Annotated in this window: 20 protein-coding genes; 5 read left to right on the forward strand and 15 right to left on the reverse strand. The window is 55.9% G+C overall.

The features are described from left to right. Window positions 1–33: 33 nt before the first annotated feature. The 9 genes from GLR48_RS22950 to GLR48_RS22985 all read right to left on the reverse strand — a co-directional run bounded on the left by GLR48_RS22950 (window position 34) and on the right by GLR48_RS22985 (window position 5,675). Window positions 34–555: a TlpA family protein disulfide reductase gene (locus tag GLR48_RS22950; protein WP_237066141.1), complete on the reverse strand. Its 522-nt coding sequence runs from the start codon at window positions 553–555 to the stop codon at window positions 34–36. Beyond that, a complete protein-coding gene (locus GLR48_RS22955; RefSeq protein WP_237066143.1) occupies window positions 552–1,142 on the reverse strand; it encodes a DsbE family thiol:disulfide interchange protein in 591 nt (196 codons plus the stop codon). The genes GLR48_RS22950 and GLR48_RS22955 overlap by 4 nt, the downstream gene beginning before the upstream one ends. A gap of 241 nt (window positions 1,143–1,383) precedes the next feature. Then, window positions 1,384–1,506 (reverse strand): hypothetical protein, encoded by a 123-nt coding sequence (locus GLR48_RS25845; RefSeq protein WP_272911694.1) that lies wholly within the window; start codon window positions 1,504–1,506, stop codon window positions 1,384–1,386. A 228-nt stretch (window positions 1,507–1,734) separates the two neighbouring features. Next, a complete protein-coding gene (locus tag GLR48_RS22960; RefSeq protein ID WP_237066145.1) occupies window positions 1,735–2,145 on the reverse strand; it encodes a hypothetical protein in 411 nt (136 codons plus the stop codon). A gap of 464 nt (window positions 2,146–2,609) precedes the next feature. Next, entirely contained in the window at window positions 2,610–3,338 is a 729-nt protein-coding gene (gene arsH / locus GLR48_RS22965; RefSeq protein WP_272911695.1) for an arsenical resistance protein ArsH, read from the reverse strand. Beyond that, entirely contained in the window at window positions 3,313–3,735 is a 423-nt protein-coding gene (arsC, locus tag GLR48_RS22970) for an arsenate reductase (glutaredoxin) (RefSeq protein WP_237066147.1), read from the reverse strand. Before arsC ends, arsH begins: the two co-directional genes overlap by 26 nt. Continuing rightward, window positions 3,732–4,799 (reverse strand): ACR3 family arsenite efflux transporter, encoded by a 1,068-nt coding sequence (gene arsB, locus GLR48_RS22975; protein ID WP_237066149.1) that lies wholly within the window; start codon window positions 4,797–4,799, stop codon window positions 3,732–3,734. The genes arsC and arsB overlap by 4 nt, the downstream gene beginning before the upstream one ends. 24 nt (window positions 4,800–4,823) lie before the next feature. Next, entirely contained in the window at window positions 4,824–5,333 is a 510-nt protein-coding gene (locus GLR48_RS22980; RefSeq protein ID WP_237066157.1) for an arsenate reductase ArsC, read from the reverse strand. Window positions 5,334–5,342: 9 nt separating this feature from the next. Continuing rightward, window positions 5,343–5,675 carry an ArsR/SmtB family transcription factor gene (locus tag GLR48_RS22985; RefSeq protein WP_237064985.1) on the reverse strand — a complete coding sequence of 111 codons (333 nt, stop codon included), beginning with the start codon at window positions 5,673–5,675 and terminating at the stop codon, window positions 5,343–5,345. A gap of 211 nt (window positions 5,676–5,886) precedes the next feature. On the opposite strand from GLR48_RS22985, the gene GLR48_RS22990 reads away from it, so the two are divergent. Together GLR48_RS22990 and GLR48_RS22995 are read left to right on the forward strand one after the other, a co-directional pair. Beyond that, on the forward strand, window positions 5,887–6,165 hold the full coding sequence (locus tag GLR48_RS22990; protein WP_237066159.1) for a type II toxin-antitoxin system ParD family antitoxin: 279 nt from the start codon (window positions 5,887–5,889) through the stop codon (window positions 6,163–6,165). A 2-nt stretch (window positions 6,166–6,167) separates the two neighbouring features. Then, window positions 6,168–6,461 carry a type II toxin-antitoxin system RelE/ParE family toxin gene (locus tag GLR48_RS22995; protein ID WP_237066160.1) on the forward strand — a complete coding sequence of 98 codons (294 nt, stop codon included), beginning with the start codon at window positions 6,168–6,170 and terminating at the stop codon, window positions 6,459–6,461. 157 nt (window positions 6,462–6,618) lie between these two features. Here the strand turns inward: GLR48_RS22995 and GLR48_RS23000 are convergent, their stop codons facing one another. Continuing rightward, on the reverse strand, window positions 6,619–7,425 hold the full coding sequence (locus tag GLR48_RS23000; protein WP_237066162.1) for a sulfite exporter TauE/SafE family protein: 807 nt from the start codon (window positions 7,423–7,425) through the stop codon (window positions 6,619–6,621). Window positions 7,426–7,953: 528 nt separating this feature from the next. Between GLR48_RS23000 and GLR48_RS23005 the strand changes: the two genes are divergently transcribed. From GLR48_RS23005 to GLR48_RS23015, 3 genes are all read left to right on the forward strand, one after another. After that, window positions 7,954–8,913, forward strand: coding sequence for an ABC-three component system protein (locus GLR48_RS23005; RefSeq protein ID WP_237066164.1), 960 nt, complete (start codon window positions 7,954–7,956; stop codon window positions 8,911–8,913). Next, window positions 8,897–9,136 (forward strand): ABC-three component system middle component 8, encoded by a 240-nt coding sequence (locus GLR48_RS23010; protein WP_237066166.1) that lies wholly within the window; start codon window positions 8,897–8,899, stop codon window positions 9,134–9,136. The genes GLR48_RS23005 and GLR48_RS23010 overlap by 17 nt, the downstream gene beginning before the upstream one ends. A gap of 68 nt (window positions 9,137–9,204) precedes the next feature. After that, complete coding sequence (locus tag GLR48_RS23015; RefSeq protein ID WP_237066168.1) at window positions 9,205–10,920, forward strand: DUF2326 domain-containing protein; 1,716 nt, start codon at window positions 9,205–9,207, stop codon at window positions 10,918–10,920. A 230-nt stretch (window positions 10,921–11,150) separates the two neighbouring features. Here GLR48_RS23015 and GLR48_RS23020 read toward each other — a convergent pair whose 3' ends face one another. The 5 genes from GLR48_RS23020 to GLR48_RS23045 form a co-directional block, all read right to left on the reverse strand. After that, entirely contained in the window at window positions 11,151–12,188 is a 1,038-nt protein-coding gene (locus tag GLR48_RS23020; RefSeq protein ID WP_237066170.1) for a nucleotidyl transferase AbiEii/AbiGii toxin family protein, read from the reverse strand. Continuing rightward, a complete protein-coding gene (locus tag GLR48_RS23025) occupies window positions 12,181–12,774 on the reverse strand; it encodes a DUF6088 family protein (RefSeq protein WP_237066172.1) in 594 nt (197 codons plus the stop codon). The genes GLR48_RS23020 and GLR48_RS23025 overlap by 8 nt, the downstream gene beginning before the upstream one ends. 173 nt (window positions 12,775–12,947) lie before the next feature. After that, complete coding sequence (locus GLR48_RS23030) at window positions 12,948–13,508, reverse strand: recombinase family protein (protein WP_237066174.1); 561 nt, start codon at window positions 13,506–13,508, stop codon at window positions 12,948–12,950. Window positions 13,509–13,926: 418 nt separating this feature from the next. Further along, window positions 13,927–15,840 (reverse strand): TRAP transporter permease, encoded by a 1,914-nt coding sequence (locus GLR48_RS23040; RefSeq protein WP_237066176.1) that lies wholly within the window; start codon window positions 15,838–15,840, stop codon window positions 13,927–13,929. Then, window positions 15,837–16,817 (reverse strand): TAXI family TRAP transporter solute-binding subunit, encoded by a 981-nt coding sequence (locus GLR48_RS23045; RefSeq protein WP_237066178.1) that lies wholly within the window; start codon window positions 16,815–16,817, stop codon window positions 15,837–15,839. The genes GLR48_RS23040 and GLR48_RS23045 overlap by 4 nt, the downstream gene beginning before the upstream one ends. Window positions 16,818–16,980 lie beyond the last annotated feature (163 nt).

The raw sequence follows: 16,980 nt of genomic DNA on the forward strand, positions 1-16,980 counted from the left end.
CAGCAACGGGAAGGTCAAGGCTTGGGTTTGCATTTATTGCGGCGGTTCGATGTAGCCTTTCAGGAAGTTGACCATCTCCTGGTCGTCCCATTCCGCGGGGCCGACCAGACGGCCGAGTTCTTGCCCCTTGGCGTCGATCAGGATCGTGGTCGGCAATCCTACGGTGCGCAGCGCTGTCGCCGATAGCATCGTCTTGTCGACATACATGCCCAGATGCGTCACCCCGATCTCGTCATAGAACCGGCGCACGGGGGGCACACCCGCCCGGTCGATCGACAACGGCACGACCTCGAAACGGTCGCTGCCAAGGCTCGCTTGCAGCGCGTCCAACGTGGGCATTTCTTCACGACAGGGGACGCACCACGTGGCCCAGACGTTCAGCAAGATCACTTTGCCTTGAAAGTCCGCCATCTCCATCCGGGTGCCGTCTTCGGTGACGAAACGCACATTGGCGACCTCCTGCGGTTCGTCGTGAACGGCAAACCCCTGCGGGGCCGCGACAGCGGCACCAGCTGAGGCCAGGAAAAGGGCGGCTGCCAGCTTAAAAGAACTCATTGGGATACCTCTTTGGGGGCGGATGTTTGGAGCCGCCGCACAATAGGCAGCAGCGTGTCATTCAAAATGGCCTGCGAGATGGGACCGACATGACGGTAGGCAATCGTGCCATCGGCGGCGACGATGTAAGTTTCAGGCACGCCGTATACGCCCCATTCGATTCCGGCGCGCCCATCGCGGTCGGCACCGATGCGGGCATAGGGATCACCCAACTCATCCAGCCAGGCGCGGGCCTGTTCCGGCGGGTCTTTGTAATTAATACCATACAGCGGCACTTCGCCCGTTGTGCTGAACGCCATAAAGACCGGATGTTCGGCGCGGCAAGGTACACACCATGACGCAAACACATTGACGATCGACACATGGCCGGCAAGGTCCTGTGTCGATAGTCCATCGTCGCGACCAAGAACCGGAGGCAGGGCAAACGTCGGAACCTGTTTGCCGATCAAAGCGGATGGCAAAGTACTTGGCCCATTGAGCAATCCCCACGCGAACGTGGCAAGCAGGGCCAGTGCCAAAATGGGCACCACTATCAGGACAGAGATCCCGCGGCGCGAAACGGGCTCTTGAGCGGGCGTTTTGGTCATGGCCGGCCCTCTGATGTGCTATCGCCGCTTAATTTGGTGACAGCCATCATGAGCCTGCTGAATGTAGTCCGATGCCGCCCGGCAGGCATGTCAGGGCACTTGATCATTTTTTGCTCCATTTCCTTTGAAGCCATATGCATAATAAGACCGATCCGGTGATGCTGATCAGGACCAACAGCACAAGGAATGCCCAAGCCAATCCCATGGTCAAAAGACTGTTGCCGCTTCTGTCAAACATCGCCTACAGCGTCTTGTTTCTGTCCGAGCGGATGAATTTGATCAGCGCAACCACGGCGAGGATCAATACCGCCACGATCAGTAGCCAAACCAAAGCCATCCCGATCATCATTCCACCATTCATCATAACGTATTCCTTTTTCTCTTCGCATTAGGTTTGTCCGGCGCCGGGACGTGCCTGTCGGTCGTTCACATGACAACCACAAAGCGCCTCAATAGGACGTTCACGTGGGTTTAAAGTTGTTCAATGGCCTGACCCTCGCATCCAAAGCGCAGATTTCGAGCGGCAGTGCGCCAGCGACGGATGTCGACGTCAGAAGATTGGCCAGAGTTTCTGAGGTTCGCATTAACCGGCCTAGCGGTCGGCGCAGTCCACCGGATCAGATCGTTCAGACGATTTTCGTCGCAACAAAATCCGTCGCGGTGGCGAAAGATCGACGGCTGAAATAATCCCACTCGAAGTGTTCTCTGCAGTTCTTTCAAACCGATTTTGAGCCGGTCTGATGAAGGTCAGAAGGTTTGATGATGACAGAGAGAAACCAGCAGAACCTGCAGTGCATGGCACGATGCATGTCTTTTGACAGGGCATGTTATCGGTGCGCTTCATCGCCGCATTTTGATCGCAATCATCAACGAGAACAACGCTACTGACCGGCTCGACCGAGGTCACGTCGGACGTAGCGGCATAGCTGGCGCCGGGAGCCACAAAGCTTCCAACAACGCTGGCAATCACGAAAATAAAGGCAATCAGGTGCTTCATCCGCATCAGATGCGCCCTTCCAGTAGGGGGAAGTCAAATCACCATCGTGTCAAGCGACCGTCGTTTTGCCGGAAACGGCTTCCACTCGTGATCGTCGATGTTGCTGACGTTCTTACCGCTTGATGGTGCGACCCAAGTCTTGGGGTGGCCAAGTCCATCGCTGTACAGAGACAGGGCTACCCAGCACTGGTAAGAATAGGGAGCTGATATCAGCGTTATGAGTCAGTATTGCTGATGTTGCAACCATCCAGAAATGTCATCCGCTGCGCAAAGCAGGAATGTCACCAGGAGCGCCGGCGGCAGCAAGGTTTAGCAGCCCGGAGACCTCAAATATCGAAGGGATGATAAGCCTTGCGGGATCGCAAAGCGGACATTCGGGCGAGCCGCGGCGAAGGTCGCGTGAGCCCAAATGGACAATCTCTGCACTGCGTCTGAAGCTCGCCTTGGAGCCATTGGTTTGGAAAAGTCGATCAGATCGCCTTCTGATTGACGCGCGCCGACAAATCGGCTGCGCTTTCCTTCCGCTCGCTGTAGCGATCCAACAGGTAGTCCTTATTGTCTCTGGTCAGGATTGTGAACTTCATCAGCTCTTCCATGACATCAACGACCCGGTCGTAGAATGGCGACGGCTTCATCCGGTCGGTATCGTCGAATTCCAGAAAGGCCTTCGGCGTGGAGGACTGGTTCGGAATCGTCAGCAGGCGCATCCAGCGCCCCAGGATGCGGAGCTGGTTCACGGCATTGAAGCTTTGCGAACCGCCGCTGACCTGCATGACGGCAAGCGTTTTACCCTGCGTCGGTCGCACACCGCCGAGGGACAGCGGAATCCAGTCGATCTGGGTTTTCATGATGCCGGTCATGGCCCCATGCCGTTCTGGTGAACACCAGACCATCCCTTCGGACCAAGTGACCAGATCGCGCAGTTCCTGCACCTTGGGGTGTGTAGCCTCTGTATCGTCCGGCAGCGGCAGGCCAGATGGGCAATAGGTGCGCGTCTCGGCCCCCAACCGCGTCAGGATGCGGGCCGCTTCCTCGGTCATCAACCGGCTGAATGACCGGTCCCGGAGCGAACCGTAGAGCAGCAAAATACGTGGGGCGTGCGTTGCCCGCGCAGGCGCAAGCAGGCGATCCATGTCGATCGTCTCGAAATGCCCTTCTTCAATGTTCAGAGTATCAGCCAACGCGGTTTCCTTCCGCATCGATCAGCAGCGTGCCGTCTTCCTTCATCATCGGGCCGGGCGGCAGGCGGTCGAGGAGGTCCAGCACGGTCTCGCTCGGGCGGCAGAGGCGGACGCCTTTTGGTGAGCAGACGATGGGGCGGTTGACCAGGATGGGATGCGTCAGCATCGCGTCCAGCAGCACGTCGTCGTCCACGGATGGATCGAGCAACCCCAGATCCGCGGCCGGGGATTTGGTGGTCCTGAGGGCGGTGCGCGGCGTCAGGCCGGCGGCGGCAAACAGGGCCAGAAGCTGCGGCCGGGTCCAGCCGGTGTCGAGGTAGGGGATGACCACCGGCACCTCGCCGGCCGCTTCGATGATGGCGAGGACGTTGCGGGATGTGCCGCAGTCGGGATTGTGATGGATGACGACAGTCATGCTGAACCTCCTTCAGAGGGAAACCAGTGCTGGGTTCTGTTTGCGAATGCGACAAGTGAAAGCATGACCGGTACTTCCACCAGCACGCCGACGACCGTTGCCAGCGCTGCGCCCGACCCCAAACCAAACAGGCTGATCGCGACCGCTACGGCCAGCTCGAAAAAGTTGGACGTGCCGATGAGGGCGCAGGGGGCCGCGACGTTGAACGGGATGCCCCAAGCCCGCGCGGCCCCGTAGGCCAGAAAAAAGATGCCGTAGGACTGGATCAACAACGGCACGGCAATCAGGGCGATCACCAGCGGGCGCTCAAGGATCACCTCCCCCTGAAAGGCGAAGAGCAGCACGACAGTCACCAGCAAGCCGATGATCGAGAACGGCTGAACGCGAGACTTGAAGGTATCGACAGCGGCTCCGCCACCCTTGGCGATCATGCGCTGTCGCGTCAGGTATCCGGCCAACAGCGGCAACATGACATAGAGGCCGACCGACAACAGCAGGGTGTCCCACGGCACGACGATGTTCGTCGCCCCCAGCAGGAAGGCCACGATGGGCGCAAAGGCGAAGACCATGACGACATCGTTCACGCTGACCTGCACGAGGGTATAGGTAGCGTCGCCGCGCGTCAGGTTCGACCAGACGAACACCATCGCGGTGCAGGGTGCCGCCCCCAGCAGGATCACGCCCGCCAGATAGGCCTGTGCGTCATCCGGCGGGATCAGCCCCGCAAAGACGTGGTTGAAGAACAGCACACCGAGTGCTGCCATCGTGAAGGGCTTGACCAGCCAGTTGACGACCAGCGTGACGACCAGACCCTTGGGCTTGTCGCCGACCTGGCGCAGCGCGCCGAAGTCCACACCCACCATCATGGGATAGACCATCGCCCAGATCAGCACCGCTACCGGCAAGTTGACTGACGCGATTTCCAGAGAGGCGAGTGCTGCAAACGCACCCGGAAACAGATTGCCGAGCAACAGCCCCGCGCCAATCGCCAGCGCCACCCAGACGGACAGCCAGCGTTCAAAAGGTCCCAGTCCCGCCGCAGCGGGAAGCGATGTATCGGTCATGTCAGGCTTTCAGAAGAGTGGGGGTCAGTCGGCTTTGGCGGCAGACTTGCCAATGTCGTCGAGGTTGCGTTGCAGAGCCATCCGATCAAGCGAGCCAAGCGGTAGGCTGACGAAGATGGAAATGCGGCTGCGGAGCATCCGGTAGGTTTCCGCGAAGGCGAGCCGCTTGACGGCTTCGGGACCTTCGACCTTTACAGGATCAGGCACACCCCAATGGGCGGTCATCGGCTGACCCGGCCAGAATGGACATTCTTCGGCCGCCGCGTTGTCGCAGACGGTAAACACGAAATCCATCTGCGGCGCATCGGAGCTGGCAAATTCATCCCAACTCTTGGATCGTGCAAAGCCGGTGTCGTGGTGCAGGCCCCGAAGCAGATCGAGCGTGTAGGGGTGCGGTGCAGCTCCCGGCTTCGATCCGGCTGAATAAGCCTTGAATTTGCCCATCCCATCCCGGTTCATGATGGCTTCTGCGATGATCGACCGAGCAGAGTTTCCGGTGCAAAGGAACAGGACGTTGTAGATTTCCTTGGTCATGTCTGTCTCCTAACAGGCGCAGGCAAGTTCGTTGATGACCGGCTGGCACAGCTCCGGGCGACCGCCGCAGCAATCCTCCATCAAAAAAGCCAGCAGACCGCGCATCCCGTCCATGTCCGCAAAGTAGCGGATGCTGCGCCCCTCGCGCTCACTCCGGATCAAGCCTGAACGCGCGAGGATCGCGAGGTTGGTCGACATCGTGTTTTGACGGACCCCGAGGGTGTCGCTGATGTCGCCAGCCGACATGCCGGCCTCGCCAGCTTTGATGAGAAGACGAAACACATCGAGCCGGGTGGCTTGACTGAGAGCGGCAAAAGCGTCGAGTGCGTTATTTTTATCCATATATCGAGAATTATCGATACAAGGGGTGCGGGTCAAGGTCCTTTTGAGGCCGCATTATCCGCTCAGCTGATCTCAGAGTCGTGCCAAAAACGCCGTTTTGGCTCATGCGCACAGATGGCCTCGCGGCCTAAACAGAATTCGTGGTGAACCAAATAATCACGATCGGACTCGACATTGCGCGCATCAAAAGTATGCTTATGTATGACACATCATGAAAGGACGCGCCATGCCTTCAGCTGAACGAATGACAATTACGATGCCAACAGATATGGCAGAGGCACTGCGCCAGACCGTAGCTGGCGGCGAGTATGCCTCAACCAGCGAAGTTGTCCGCGAAGCGCTGCGCGACTGGACACGCAGCCGCAATGCCGAGCTGCGAGATCTTGAGGCCTTACGGAACGCGATCAAAGCTGGGCTGGACAGCGGGCCGGGTATTCCGGCTGACCAGGTGTTTGCCGAGCTGCGAGCGCGTTACGCCGACAAGTCATGATCGTGGCAAACGTCGTTATCCTGCCCGCTGCACGGGCAGACATCATGGACATTGGCGATTTCATCGCGCTCGACAATCGCCCTCGCGCCGCATCGTTCGTGTTTGAGATCGAGGAAAAGATTGTCGAAGTAGGCGAGCGCCCAGACAGCTTCCAGAAGCGCGACGAACTGCATAAAGGGCTGCGTCACGCGCGGCATGGGCGTTACCTGATATTCTTCATCGAGGTAGGTGATGAAGTGCAGATCGTGCGTGTGATAGAAGGGTCGCGAGATTTGCCGCGTTTGTTTGAGCTTTAGATTGCGAGACCAGTGACAGGCGTTCAAAAAACGGTGGCTTCCGGCGAGGACAAAAACGGCTGGGTTTTTGACTGAAGGGCGCGAGGCGGTAGAGTTTCAACCGAAAAATTGTTGTCGGCTTCAAAAAGGGATGCACCCGGGATTGCGTCTCAGCCGGTCACTGGTGGCGCCAAACTTTGACTGCGGAAAGCACGAGGATGATCGCGAGCGCCGGGATTAAGATGCTGCCGGGAACGATGCCCAGCAACAAGCCACCGATGAAGGTTCCGGCGACCGACCCCGCCGCCATGACCACTATAAACGACCTGTTCCGACCAAGTACTGCGAAACTCCGATCTTGGCTGTATCTGGCAAACCCAACAAGTATGGTGGGCAGGCTCACCGCAAGGGACAGCGATCCGGCCAGTTTGATGTCGACCCCGAAGACTAGAACGAGCGTGGGGATAAGCAACTCCCCACCGGCCACGCCCATGAGCGAGGCCACGACGCCGATCCCGAATCCTAGTGCGACACCAACGGCCATTTGCGCCTCGCCGGTCATTGGCGGCCCGGACGCGCTCACTTCATGGCCAAACAAGAGGACGGCGGCGATGCCAACCATCAGGATGGCTAGCACCTTGTAAAGCGTCTCGGGTTTCATACGCGTCGCCCAACCGGCGCCGACCCATGCGCCCAGTAAACTGCCGACCAGAAGGTTGAGGAGGATCGGCCAACTGCCCGCGATATCCGCGAAGGGGATTGTTCCCGTGCGAAACGGCAAGGCGGTCGCGACGACGACTAGGCTCATTGCCTTGTTCAAGATGACCGCTTCTAGGGCGCCGAAACGGAACAAGCCGATCAGGAGCGGCAGTCGGAATTCTGCGCCGCCTAGCCCGATCAGTCCGCCAAGCGTTCCGATGACGGCACCACCGCCGAAGGCAGCAGGCAGCTTGCGCTTTGGGGTTGCGGGCGGCTGATCGGTCATAGTCGGTATATTCCACCAGATATATTGGTTTCACCAGCTGCTAAACCCGCTCGCTTTTCTGTTCCTTACCTATCGCAGCGAAGCCCGGTGTCGGACACATACCTCTTGCCACAACCGTCTTCCCGAATACGCTCGCTTCTGAGACGGTCGCAAACTACCTCAATGGACGCTGCTAAAAACCCCGTTCAAAACCTCAGAGATTGTTGAAGGTTTGTGATCAGTCATATGGCGGGCAGGGCGATGTCGTTTGCAAACCAGAAAAAAGTCAGTAATACTGACTTATCGCATAAGTAAAATTATGTTAAAAAAGCGCTCTTGAACTGCAGTGAACAGTTGGCTTGCAATCTCATGTTGCTCGAGTTTATCAGGCCGCAATCGGCCCAAAACCGCCACTAACTGCGGTCGCTCAGCGCTGCAGGCGTAGCCCGCTTTGCTGACATTTGTAGGGCGCGCAGCATTTCGGTGATTGATGTTGTTGGCTCTAGTAGCTTCGCTATAAGTAGAAAAAGACCCGAGGCCCAAATCGACATGTTTCAATACTTTGATCTGAGCGACGACCAGTTCGAAAAAATCGTGGTCGCCATCGGCCAAAGACTGTTTGGTGCGGGTCTGATGGGTTTTGCGGCGGGTATCGACGGCGGCCGAGATGCGAAATTCAAGGGTACCGCTGATCTCTACCCATCGGCAGCCGGTCCTTGGACAGGTTGCACCATCATTCAGGCCAAACACACACATGGGATTAACGCGTCATTTAGCGACCCGGCAGTCTGCAACATCGATAATCTCACCGGAATTATCTGTGACGAAATCCCGAAGATCAAAGCTCTCTATCAGAGCGGAGAAGCCCAAAACTATCTATTGGTTTCCAACCGAAAGCTGTCTGGCGTCGCCGAGCCAAAACTCGTTAAACTGATTTCAGATATGACCGGACTGTCGATAGAAAACATAGCACTTGCAGGGACGCAGCAACTCGATGATTGGCTAGAGCTCTTTCCTGACGCGCATGCTTCGTTGTCGATCAACCCACTGCAATCGCCGCTCATCGTTCGCCCCGATGACCTCGCCGACACGATCGAGGGTTTTCGCGAAGTTGTCCAGATTGTGACCTCGGATGAAGATCGCAGCACCCCCACCCCACGCACCACTCTGGTTGAGAAAAATCGCCTCAACAACATGACACCGGACTTCGAGACCCTTTTGCGTAAGAGGTACTTGGAGCTTACAGCTGACATCCGCAGGTTCTTGGCCGACCCAATCAACGAAAGCTTCAAAGCCTCGTACCAGGAGGCTGTTGAAGAGTTCAATCTGAAGATCATCGCAAAACGAACCGACTATGACACATTCGACGATGTCTTCAACTATCTGCTCGACCTTCTGATTGCCCGGTCCGGCATTCTGAGGTCGAACAAGAGACTGACCCGCGCTATGCTGTATTACATGTATTGGAACTGTGACATCGGGAGGGACAAAGATGATCAGACCGTCTAAGCATGCCCACCCCGATCTCACAGTCATGAGCGTGGCAACGGTGATCTTGGAACGACTCAAAACGAAGCGCACCGAGACTTATGCTGATCTGGTCATCCTCGTTGAAAAGCGCACGAAGAACGCAAAGACGCTTCTTCTGCCGGCCTTAAACCTCCTTTTCATGCTTGGGCTTATCCGATATCTGCCGAAGGCTGACCGCTTTGAGTATCTGGTGCAATCGTGAGGTTGCGTAGGCTCTACAGCAACCTTGACCATTATTTCACTCCAATCCTGTTTAACGATGGATTGAATGTGGTCTTGGCCGAAATACGGCTACCTGAAAATAAATCCAAAAGCTCTCACAACCTGGGCAAATCGACTCTCGCCCGCGTTATCGATTTCTGCCTGTTGGGCGGCATTTCCAATGAGCATTTTCTCAAGAAACGTAACGACCTCTTTGCCGAATTTGTCTTTTTCTTGGAGCTTGAGCTTCTTGATGGTTCTTTCTTAACCATACGGCGGGCCGTTGAGAATGCATCTAAAGTGAGCTTTTCTCTGGCTTCGGCCACTCAACCAGACCTAACCAGTCTGGCGGACGACGATTGGTCCCATTTCGAACTGCCATTTGCTAAAGCCAAGTCCCTTTTGGACGGATACTTGGATTTAAGAGACATTGATCCTTGGAAGTTCCGAAATGCCATTGGGTATTTCCTGCGTACACAGGCGGATTATGACGATGTTTTCAAACTCCAACGCCACGCGGGTCTCGACAAAGACTGGAAGCCGATCCTTGCGCGGATCCTCGGCCTTGATGCTTCGATATTCACCAACCGGTACGAGCTAAAGGCAGAAATTGATGTAAAAGCCGCGTTGCTTGCGAGCGCTGAAAAGGATGCCAAGGGCAGTGAAACAGAGCCAGCAAAAGTCGACGCGCTGATCCAGTTGCGGGAAGCAGACGTCACCCGGATGCAGAACGAGCTGGATGAATTTGATTTTGAGGGTTTCGATGCCAGAAAAACGACAGCCATCGTTGATCAAATCGACTCTCAAATCGCGGTTCTAAACCAAGAACGATATAGCTTGTCTCATTCCATAGCAGAGTTGGAACGAGGTTTGGTTGCCGACAAGATTATTTTCGATCCGGAAAAGGCGAAATCGCTTTTCGAGGAGGCGGGCATCAACTTTCCAGATCAAGTAAAAACAGATTTTGAGCAGCTGATTGCTTTTAATAAAGCCATCACAGAAGAACGAGTCGAATACATTCGCGAAGAACTCGCCTCAACAAAGGCTGAGATTGCTCGTATCACTGTGGAACTAAAAGTTTTGAACGCGAGACGGCGCAAGAATTTGGAATACCTGCGCAGTGAGGACGTTTTTGATAAATATCGGATGCTGTCAGCCGAAGTTGCCAAGGCCGCGGCGGAAATCGGACTGCTAAAGCGTCAACACAATACATTGTCTGATATTCAGGATAAACAACGCGAACTGCGCGAAGCAAAAGCAGATTACGCGAAGACGCAAAGCCTTGCAGAATGGGCTCTTAAGGAGGCAAGACAAGATCACACCAGTCTCCTGTATAAAATCCGGGAATATTTCAGCGGTCAATTGAAGGACGTTTTAGGGCGCGATGCCATTTTGTCCGTCAGCCTGAACGGCGAAGGCAATTTGGAGTTTCGAACCGATTTCGTCGATGGGAACGAGTTGTCTACAAGCGAAGCAGACGGAACGTCGTTCAAGAAACTGCTTTGCGTGGCCTTTGACCTAGCAATTGTTCGCGCGCACATGGAGGGGGCATTTCCAAGATTTGTTTTTCATGATGGAATTTTCGAGTTATTGGATCCTCGGCCCAAAATGAACCTTCTTGAGTCTGTGAGATCGTACGCTGATCTGGGGATCCAATCGATCATTACCGTCATGGATTTTGATCTGCCAAGTAATGGTGATGGTGGCTTTGATGATGAAGACATCATCCTACGTCTTCATGACGATGGTGCACAGGGCCGACTGTTTCATTTTGATGGATGGTAGAATTTGTTTGAATGGCCGTTTGTGCTGTTTTCATCAATCCACATCGCACCGGCTGCGAATGACCGGTTCTCGCCCTCTGTGTTCATCTGTGCTTTGCGCAGCATCGGTCACTCTGGGTTCCGAGTTGCCCTTCGTTTCATTTTCCATGGATGCCCGCGTGGCCCCTGCCCAGTCCTTCGGACATGTCACCGCGCTTATCTGATGCGAGAGCGCCACAAGACGGCTTCTTCCTATGTATTTATTGTTTTTTGTATGGCCGCAATTTTCGCAAGTATTTCATCAAATGGCAGCGGGATCTCGTCGAACATCATTGGTGCCATGGCTCGATAATCGGCGCGTAGCTCCTTCATTCGCGTCTCGTTCGGAAGAAGCTGCAGCGTCCCGGGCTGGGCAGTGTCATAGCTGGCCCATCCCGACCGGAAGAACGTTGCCTTGTGCTTGACGACCTGAGCGAGCTGCTCGAGGTCCTTGACTGCAGCCTTCCCCTCGTCGGTGTCGAGCATCATGGCAAGATCGTAGTAGTGTCGCGAGAAATATTGCGGTGTGGCCGATTTAGCCGGGCGGTGCGCCTCTGCATGAAGCGCAGTCGCTTTCTCCCAAAAGGTCCGCCGCGCTGATAGGACGGTCACCCTGGTGTCAGGCTCTTCGAAGAAATCGGGATAGTCGTCTGCAGCGTATGGGCGGATGGTTTTCGCTTCCGTCGGCCAAGGATCGCCGCGTGCGCCGAGTTCGAGCTTCACGCGTGGAGTGATGTAGGCCATGCCCTCGTATTCGGTGGTTTTCAGCGCCGTCGGGTAATGGAAGTTGATCGTCTGTGCATCGGCGGCATCAATCTCCAGCGTCCATTTACCGTTGGCCGGTTCGCCAAGCTGTTCGGCGATCGCGGCGCGGAGCGCCGGAAGTAATTTTGTGGCGATGTGACGCTCGACGTCAACTACCAGCTCGTCGATCAGTCGTTCCGCCTGTTTCCTGCTGATCCCTACCATCTCGGGATCGCGGTCGCCGGTGTAGCCAAGTTCAGCACGATCAAACGACATGTCGATATCTTCGGAGAAGCGACGGATAGCTCCGAACGCCTTGGAGAGCGAAGTGCCGCCCTTGAAGACAAGGGTGGCGGTCTCCCCTTTTGGCAGACCGAACAGGCGCCTGAGAGTCCAGCAGACCCAGAAGTCCTTTTCGATGATCGTGTCGGCAACGCCCCGACCGGCACCGGTCTCGCCAAAAAGGGCGGCGCGGTCGCTAGCGGGAAGGCGACCGACCTTATCCATCAATATTGGCCGTAGCTGCGGTGGCGATTGAGACGAGCGTCGGAAGCATCCAGGCGGGGGCCTGAACGGCGGCCGAAGCCAGTGTCTTCTTGTCTTTGGCGGAAAGTCGCCCCACGGCGACTTGCACGACGTCGATTGCGCGCGCAGGGCCAACGTGGCGGAGGGCCTGAACAACAGTTCCGGCAGGGCTTCCCGGAGCGATGAGATGCTTTGGCGATGCGTGACGAAGATCAACGACCCGCTTGCCCAACACGACGCGTCGAGAGGGGCCGTCGGTCAGGTAAGTGCTCTGAGCGGGCACCTGCGTCGAGAGGCCAAGTGCGTTCGCTGCCCGCGCGCCGGCAATCTGTACGTGCGAGCCGGTTTCTCGGGCGAGCGCTTGGGCGACATCATCGGATGCTGGTGAGAGGGGGCCGAGTTTCGGATGTACTTTGGGGAAATCGTATAACCCCCGCGCGAGGCGGCGAAGCTGGCCCGCCTTTACGAGCCGAGAGAGAGCCTGGTCGACGGACGAACGGGCGGCGACGGTAAGAAAGTCGCTGGGCGTGAAGACGCTTCCGCGTCCGCTTGCGCGGACAAGGTTCATCACTCGATCAGGAACTGATGCAGTAGAAGCTTTCATATGTCAGAAAATAGGCTATCTTTTTCTGACATTCAAGGGGGTTATTTTGAAAGCCTTCTGACCATGTGGGCAGCGTGGACGCCCGCTCACCGCGGCCTCAACGACTCATCCTCACCTCATCCAATCAACGATGGCAATTATTCTGTAAGGTTTTTAAGCGCAGCATAGAGTGCCGATTTACTGATTTTCATGCGTGCGGCCGCCTCGCGCACGTTCAGACCTGACGCCATGAGCCGGCGGGCGCGAACGATCTTGTCGGGTGTGACTGCAATAGGCCTTCCACCCTTGCGCCCTCTAACAGCTGCGGCCGCTAGCCCAGCATTCGTTCTCTCGCGGATCAGATCGCGCTCAAACTGGCCAAGTGCCCCGAAGATGTGAAAAACGAGCCGACCGGTCGGCGTGGTGGTGTCTATATTTTCCGTCAACGACCTGAAGCCAACACCGCGACCTTCAAGTTCGGCAACCGTGTGCAGCAGATGCGTCATCGACCGGCCAAGGCGGTCAAGCTTCCAGACAACCATTGTGTCGCCTTCTCGCAAAAACGAAAGTGCCGCGGTGAGCCCGGGTCGCTCGGTCTTGGCACCAGAGATACCTCGGTCCTCGAATATGTTGGAAGCCCCGGCGGCATTCAAAGCGTCGAGCTGAAGGGCAAGATCTTGTTCGGCGGTCGAGCCCCGGGCGTATCCAACAAGCGACATGACAATCCTTTGGGCTTGAGGGCGCTATAATCAGCCCCTCCAGATCCATCTGTCCGCAAACTCGTCCAAAAATCAAGTTGTCCAATTACCCGTTGCCCCTGAATTTTAGGACTGCCTCCGCATTTGTCCAGAAAACGCTCGGTTGCCGGACCGCGGCAGCAAGATCAAGTGGCGTATCCAAGGCTCGTCACGTGGATCATCGCCGTTGCGTCCGTGGTCAGATCGACCACCGCGTACGCAATCCCCTTGGCGTGAAGCGCCCGGGTGGTCGCTGTGCACTGCACGCTGTCATTGTCTTCGTATCCTCCTGTGTGGCCTCGAAACCGACGGTGACAACCGAAACTCGGCGAAGCGGAAACTTCGCCGAGTTCATTCTTTTTGGATTGGTTTCCAAGGCGCGGAGGAGTTGTAATGGTTCCTACCCGCCTGCTTTGATTGGCTCCGGTTTGGTCTGGCGCTTTAGAAGGACTCCGTATCGCATCAGCATCCCTAAGATCAGGACGATACCCGCCAAGGATACTCCAACGAGTGGCGTGATGCATGCAACTGCGCCAATCAACAGCAGGATCCGTTCGATATAAGTGATATTAGCCCCGTAGGTCCCCTCAACCGAGATTGCGATCGCTATCGTGGCCAGGATGCCGCCGACGACAGCAAGCGTATTGGCTTCGACGTCACCCAATAACAAGATTCCAGGGTTCCAAATGAAGGCAAAGGGTAGCAAGAAGCCGACAACGGCGAGACGCACCGCGCTCAGAGCAATCTTGAAAGGATCTTCATCCGCTATGGCGGCGGCAGCGAGAGCCGCCACTGCAATAGGCGGTGTTAGTGCCGACAAAACAGCATAGTAAAGTAAAAACAGGTGGCTCTGCAAAATGGGGTATCCCAACTTTGCTAACGCCGGGCCGACAAGAACCGCAGCAAGAATATAGGCACTCGGCGTTGGCATACCAAGTCCCAGCACGATTGTGACAATTGCTGCGATGATGAGGGTCACGAATGGCTGAGAATTGCTGACGACAAGGATCACGTTTGCCGCCTTCATCCCAAGCCCGGTCATTGAAAGGCCCCCGATGACAAGACCCGCTGCGGCACAGGCCCCTGCGACCGGAAGGATGCGAAGTGTAGTATCACCCAGCCCTTCAATAATGCCCCATGGTGAGAGCCGCGTACGTTTCATCAGGGACGAAGCCAGAAGGATCATCAAGACCCCGACCCCGGCTGTAAAGGTGGGAGAATACCCGGACAATAATGCCGTTACGATGCCGATGATAGGGATCAGGAAGACCCAGCCGGTTGCAAAGGTTTGGCGAACAGTGGGGATTTCGTCTTCCGAAGGCCGAAGGTCATACTTTACGGCGCGCAAATGAACCTGTCCGAAGACGCCGAGATAGTAAAGCAGTGCAGGAACAATGGCGGCGACAACAATATCGTTGTAAGGCACCCCGGTGTATTCAGCCAGGATGAACGCGGCTGAGCCCATGACGGGCGGCATGGCGCTTCCACCGGTCGAGGCGGCGACTTCGACACCCGCCGCGAACCGGGCTGTGTATCCAAGGCGCTTCATCACAGGAATTGTGATGGATCCGGTGGCCACCACGTCTGATGTCGGGCTGCCAGACATTGTGCCGTAAAGGCCTGATGAAATAACGGCGATTTTTGCGGGACCACCTCGTGTCCGGCCGGTAACCAGTGCTGCGAGATTGAAGAAGAACTCTCCACCACCAGAAGCCGACAGAAAGGTTCCAAACATGACAAATAGGAACACATAACTTGCCACGACCTGAATCGGGACACCGAAGATACCGTCAGTTGTGAATACAAGAATGTCGAGAAGATAGCTGAACTCACTGACACCATGTCCGAAAGGGGGCGGCAGAAGATATCCAAACCAGTTATAGATCAAAAACAGGACCACCACGCTAGTGAGGCCCAATCCCGTAGTCCGCCGGGTGGCTTCCAGCGTTAAAATCATGAGAATTGTGCCGAAAAAAAACTGTGAAGTCGTGAATGGTTCCAGCAGGCTGATACGGTCAGAGATGATGGTGGCGTTTAAGAAGAAGAAAACACCACAAGCGATACTGAGCCCTGACAAGGCAAAATCATAGGCGGGCACCCGGTCCGGGGCATTCGGACTGGCACCGATCGCAACGAACATAATCGCAAATATGCCCGATACGAACAGGATCCCGAGCACCAGCGGATCCGAGATCGTAAAAAGATTCGCATAAACCACCCAAGCCGAGAATGTCGCGGCCGCTATGATCAGTGCGCGATGCGGGCCGGCCGCAAGCTTACGCCTGCGGCCGGTGGAGACCAGAGATCCAATCACTGTGATAGACCCGCTTCCGCATACGCCTTCGCGGCACCTGGATGGAACTCGATGACGCTCGGCTTAGCCATAAGTTCTGGCGTCAAATCTTGCATGGATTTGTGTACGGCCCGTATTTCACCGACATTTTTCAGCAGCGACGCGGCAAGATTATGCGCGGTTGCATCGTCCATTTTATCGGTCGCAACAAGAATTGCGCCCAGTGATACCGTGTTCACGTCAGTGGTCTGGTTCTTGTAGCTACCCGCCGGAATGACCATTTCGCCGGTTCCAAAGGCTTTGTTTGTAGCATCGATAACGTCTTGCGGTACTGACAGAAGCACAACATCAACATTTTCGTCCACAGACCGGAACGACGAGTGATTGATGAAAATGCCGTTGGTAATCATGTCCAGGCGACCGTCCTGAATCAATTCGCCTTGTTCGTTCGCGCCTGCCCGGACAAGTTGCCCTCCATTGCCGGTCAGGACCTCGTCGGTCACACCCGCCTGCTCAAGCATCATGAGCGCGACGTTCGAAGTGATGTTACCAGAGCGGTTAATTCCGATGCGGATCGGAGCGCCGCTGGTCGCGATGTCGTCAATGCTGTCGATGTTGTATTTGTCCGCCATGGCTTTGGTCAGGAAGAAGTGCATTGGTGCCCAGTTGTACATGTAGCCAATGGCACGAAGGTTGGTGATCGGGGCCTTGAAGGGCTCTTCGCCGGAAAGCGCTATCTTTGCTTCTGCGTCATGCATTAATCCCAAGTCAGTACGACCTGTTGCCAGTAGGCCGATATTTGCAAAGCCGCCGCCGGTGGCCTGATAGGTGATGACCGAATTCGGATCATCGGCTCTCACGGCGCGATCGATACCAGCTCCGAGCAGAGACCAAAGCCCGCCGGGGTTACCGCCAGACAGATTGAGGTTCAGCGGCTCAGAGTGTGCTGTGGTCGTCATGGCCAAGCCCAAAACGGCTGCAAGATAGATGTTTCTCATGATATCCTCCCTTTGTTTTACGCCATTGCACCGATTTATGGCCTCCCTCTCCAGCGGCCATAAATCAAACAGTCAGGGTGCAAACATTAGACATCTATTTTTATAGAGTGTGATTTTCTCATGTCAAGAATGTAGATATCTTATTAAATCTATTTGAGCACAG

Origin of the sequence: Loktanella sp. M215 (assembly GCF_021735925.1) — a bacterium.
Classification (GTDB): domain Bacteria; phylum Pseudomonadota; class Alphaproteobacteria; order Rhodobacterales; family Rhodobacteraceae; genus Loktanella.

Excerpts from the sequence above, each read along its gene's own strand:
- GLR48_RS22980 (WP_237066157.1), bottom strand. The coding sequence starts at position 5,333 with ATGACCAAGGAAATCTACAACGTCCTGTTCCTTTGCACCGGAAACTCT.
- GLR48_RS23025 (WP_237066172.1), bottom strand. The coding sequence starts at position 12,774 with ATGAACCTTGTCCGCGCAAGCGGACGCGGAAGCGTCTTCACGCCCAGC.
- GLR48_RS23010 (WP_237066166.1), top strand. The coding sequence starts at position 8,897 with ATGATCAGACCGTCTAAGCATGCCCACCCCGATCTCACAGTCATGAGC.
- GLR48_RS23005 (WP_237066164.1), top strand. The coding sequence starts at position 7,954 with ATGTTTCAATACTTTGATCTGAGCGACGACCAGTTCGAAAAAATCGTG.
- arsC (WP_237066147.1), bottom strand. The coding sequence starts at position 3,735 with ATGACTGTCGTCATCCATCACAATCCCGACTGCGGCACATCCCGCAAC.
- GLR48_RS23030 (WP_237066174.1), bottom strand. The coding sequence starts at position 13,508 with ATGTCGCTTGTTGGATACGCCCGGGGCTCGACCGCCGAACAAGATCTT.
- GLR48_RS23020 (WP_237066170.1), bottom strand. The coding sequence starts at position 12,188 with ATGGATAAGGTCGGTCGCCTTCCCGCTAGCGACCGCGCCGCCCTTTTT.
- GLR48_RS22985 (WP_237064985.1), bottom strand. The coding sequence starts at position 5,675 with ATGGATAAAAATAACGCACTCGACGCTTTTGCCGCTCTCAGTCAAGCC.
- GLR48_RS22955 (WP_237066143.1), bottom strand. The coding sequence starts at position 1,142 with ATGACCAAAACGCCCGCTCAAGAGCCCGTTTCGCGCCGCGGGATCTCT.
- arsB (WP_237066149.1), bottom strand. The coding sequence starts at position 4,799 with ATGACCGATACATCGCTTCCCGCTGCGGCGGGACTGGGACCTTTTGAA.
- GLR48_RS22950 (WP_237066141.1), bottom strand. The coding sequence starts at position 555 with ATGAGTTCTTTTAAGCTGGCAGCCGCCCTTTTCCTGGCCTCAGCTGGT.
- GLR48_RS22960 (WP_237066145.1), bottom strand. The coding sequence starts at position 2,145 with ATGCGGATGAAGCACCTGATTGCCTTTATTTTCGTGATTGCCAGCGTT.
- GLR48_RS23045 (WP_237066178.1), bottom strand. The coding sequence starts at position 16,817 with ATGAGAAACATCTATCTTGCAGCCGTTTTGGGCTTGGCCATGACGACC.
- GLR48_RS23000 (WP_237066162.1), bottom strand. The coding sequence starts at position 7,425 with ATGACCGATCAGCCGCCCGCAACCCCAAAGCGCAAGCTGCCTGCTGCC.
- GLR48_RS25845 (WP_272911694.1), bottom strand. The coding sequence starts at position 1,506 with ATGATGAATGGTGGAATGATGATCGGGATGGCTTTGGTTTGGCTACTG.
- arsH (WP_272911695.1), bottom strand. The coding sequence starts at position 3,338 with ATGCGGAAGGAAACCGCGTTGGCTGATACTCTGAACATTGAAGAAGGG.
- GLR48_RS22990 (WP_237066159.1), top strand. The coding sequence starts at position 5,887 with ATGAAAGGACGCGCCATGCCTTCAGCTGAACGAATGACAATTACGATG.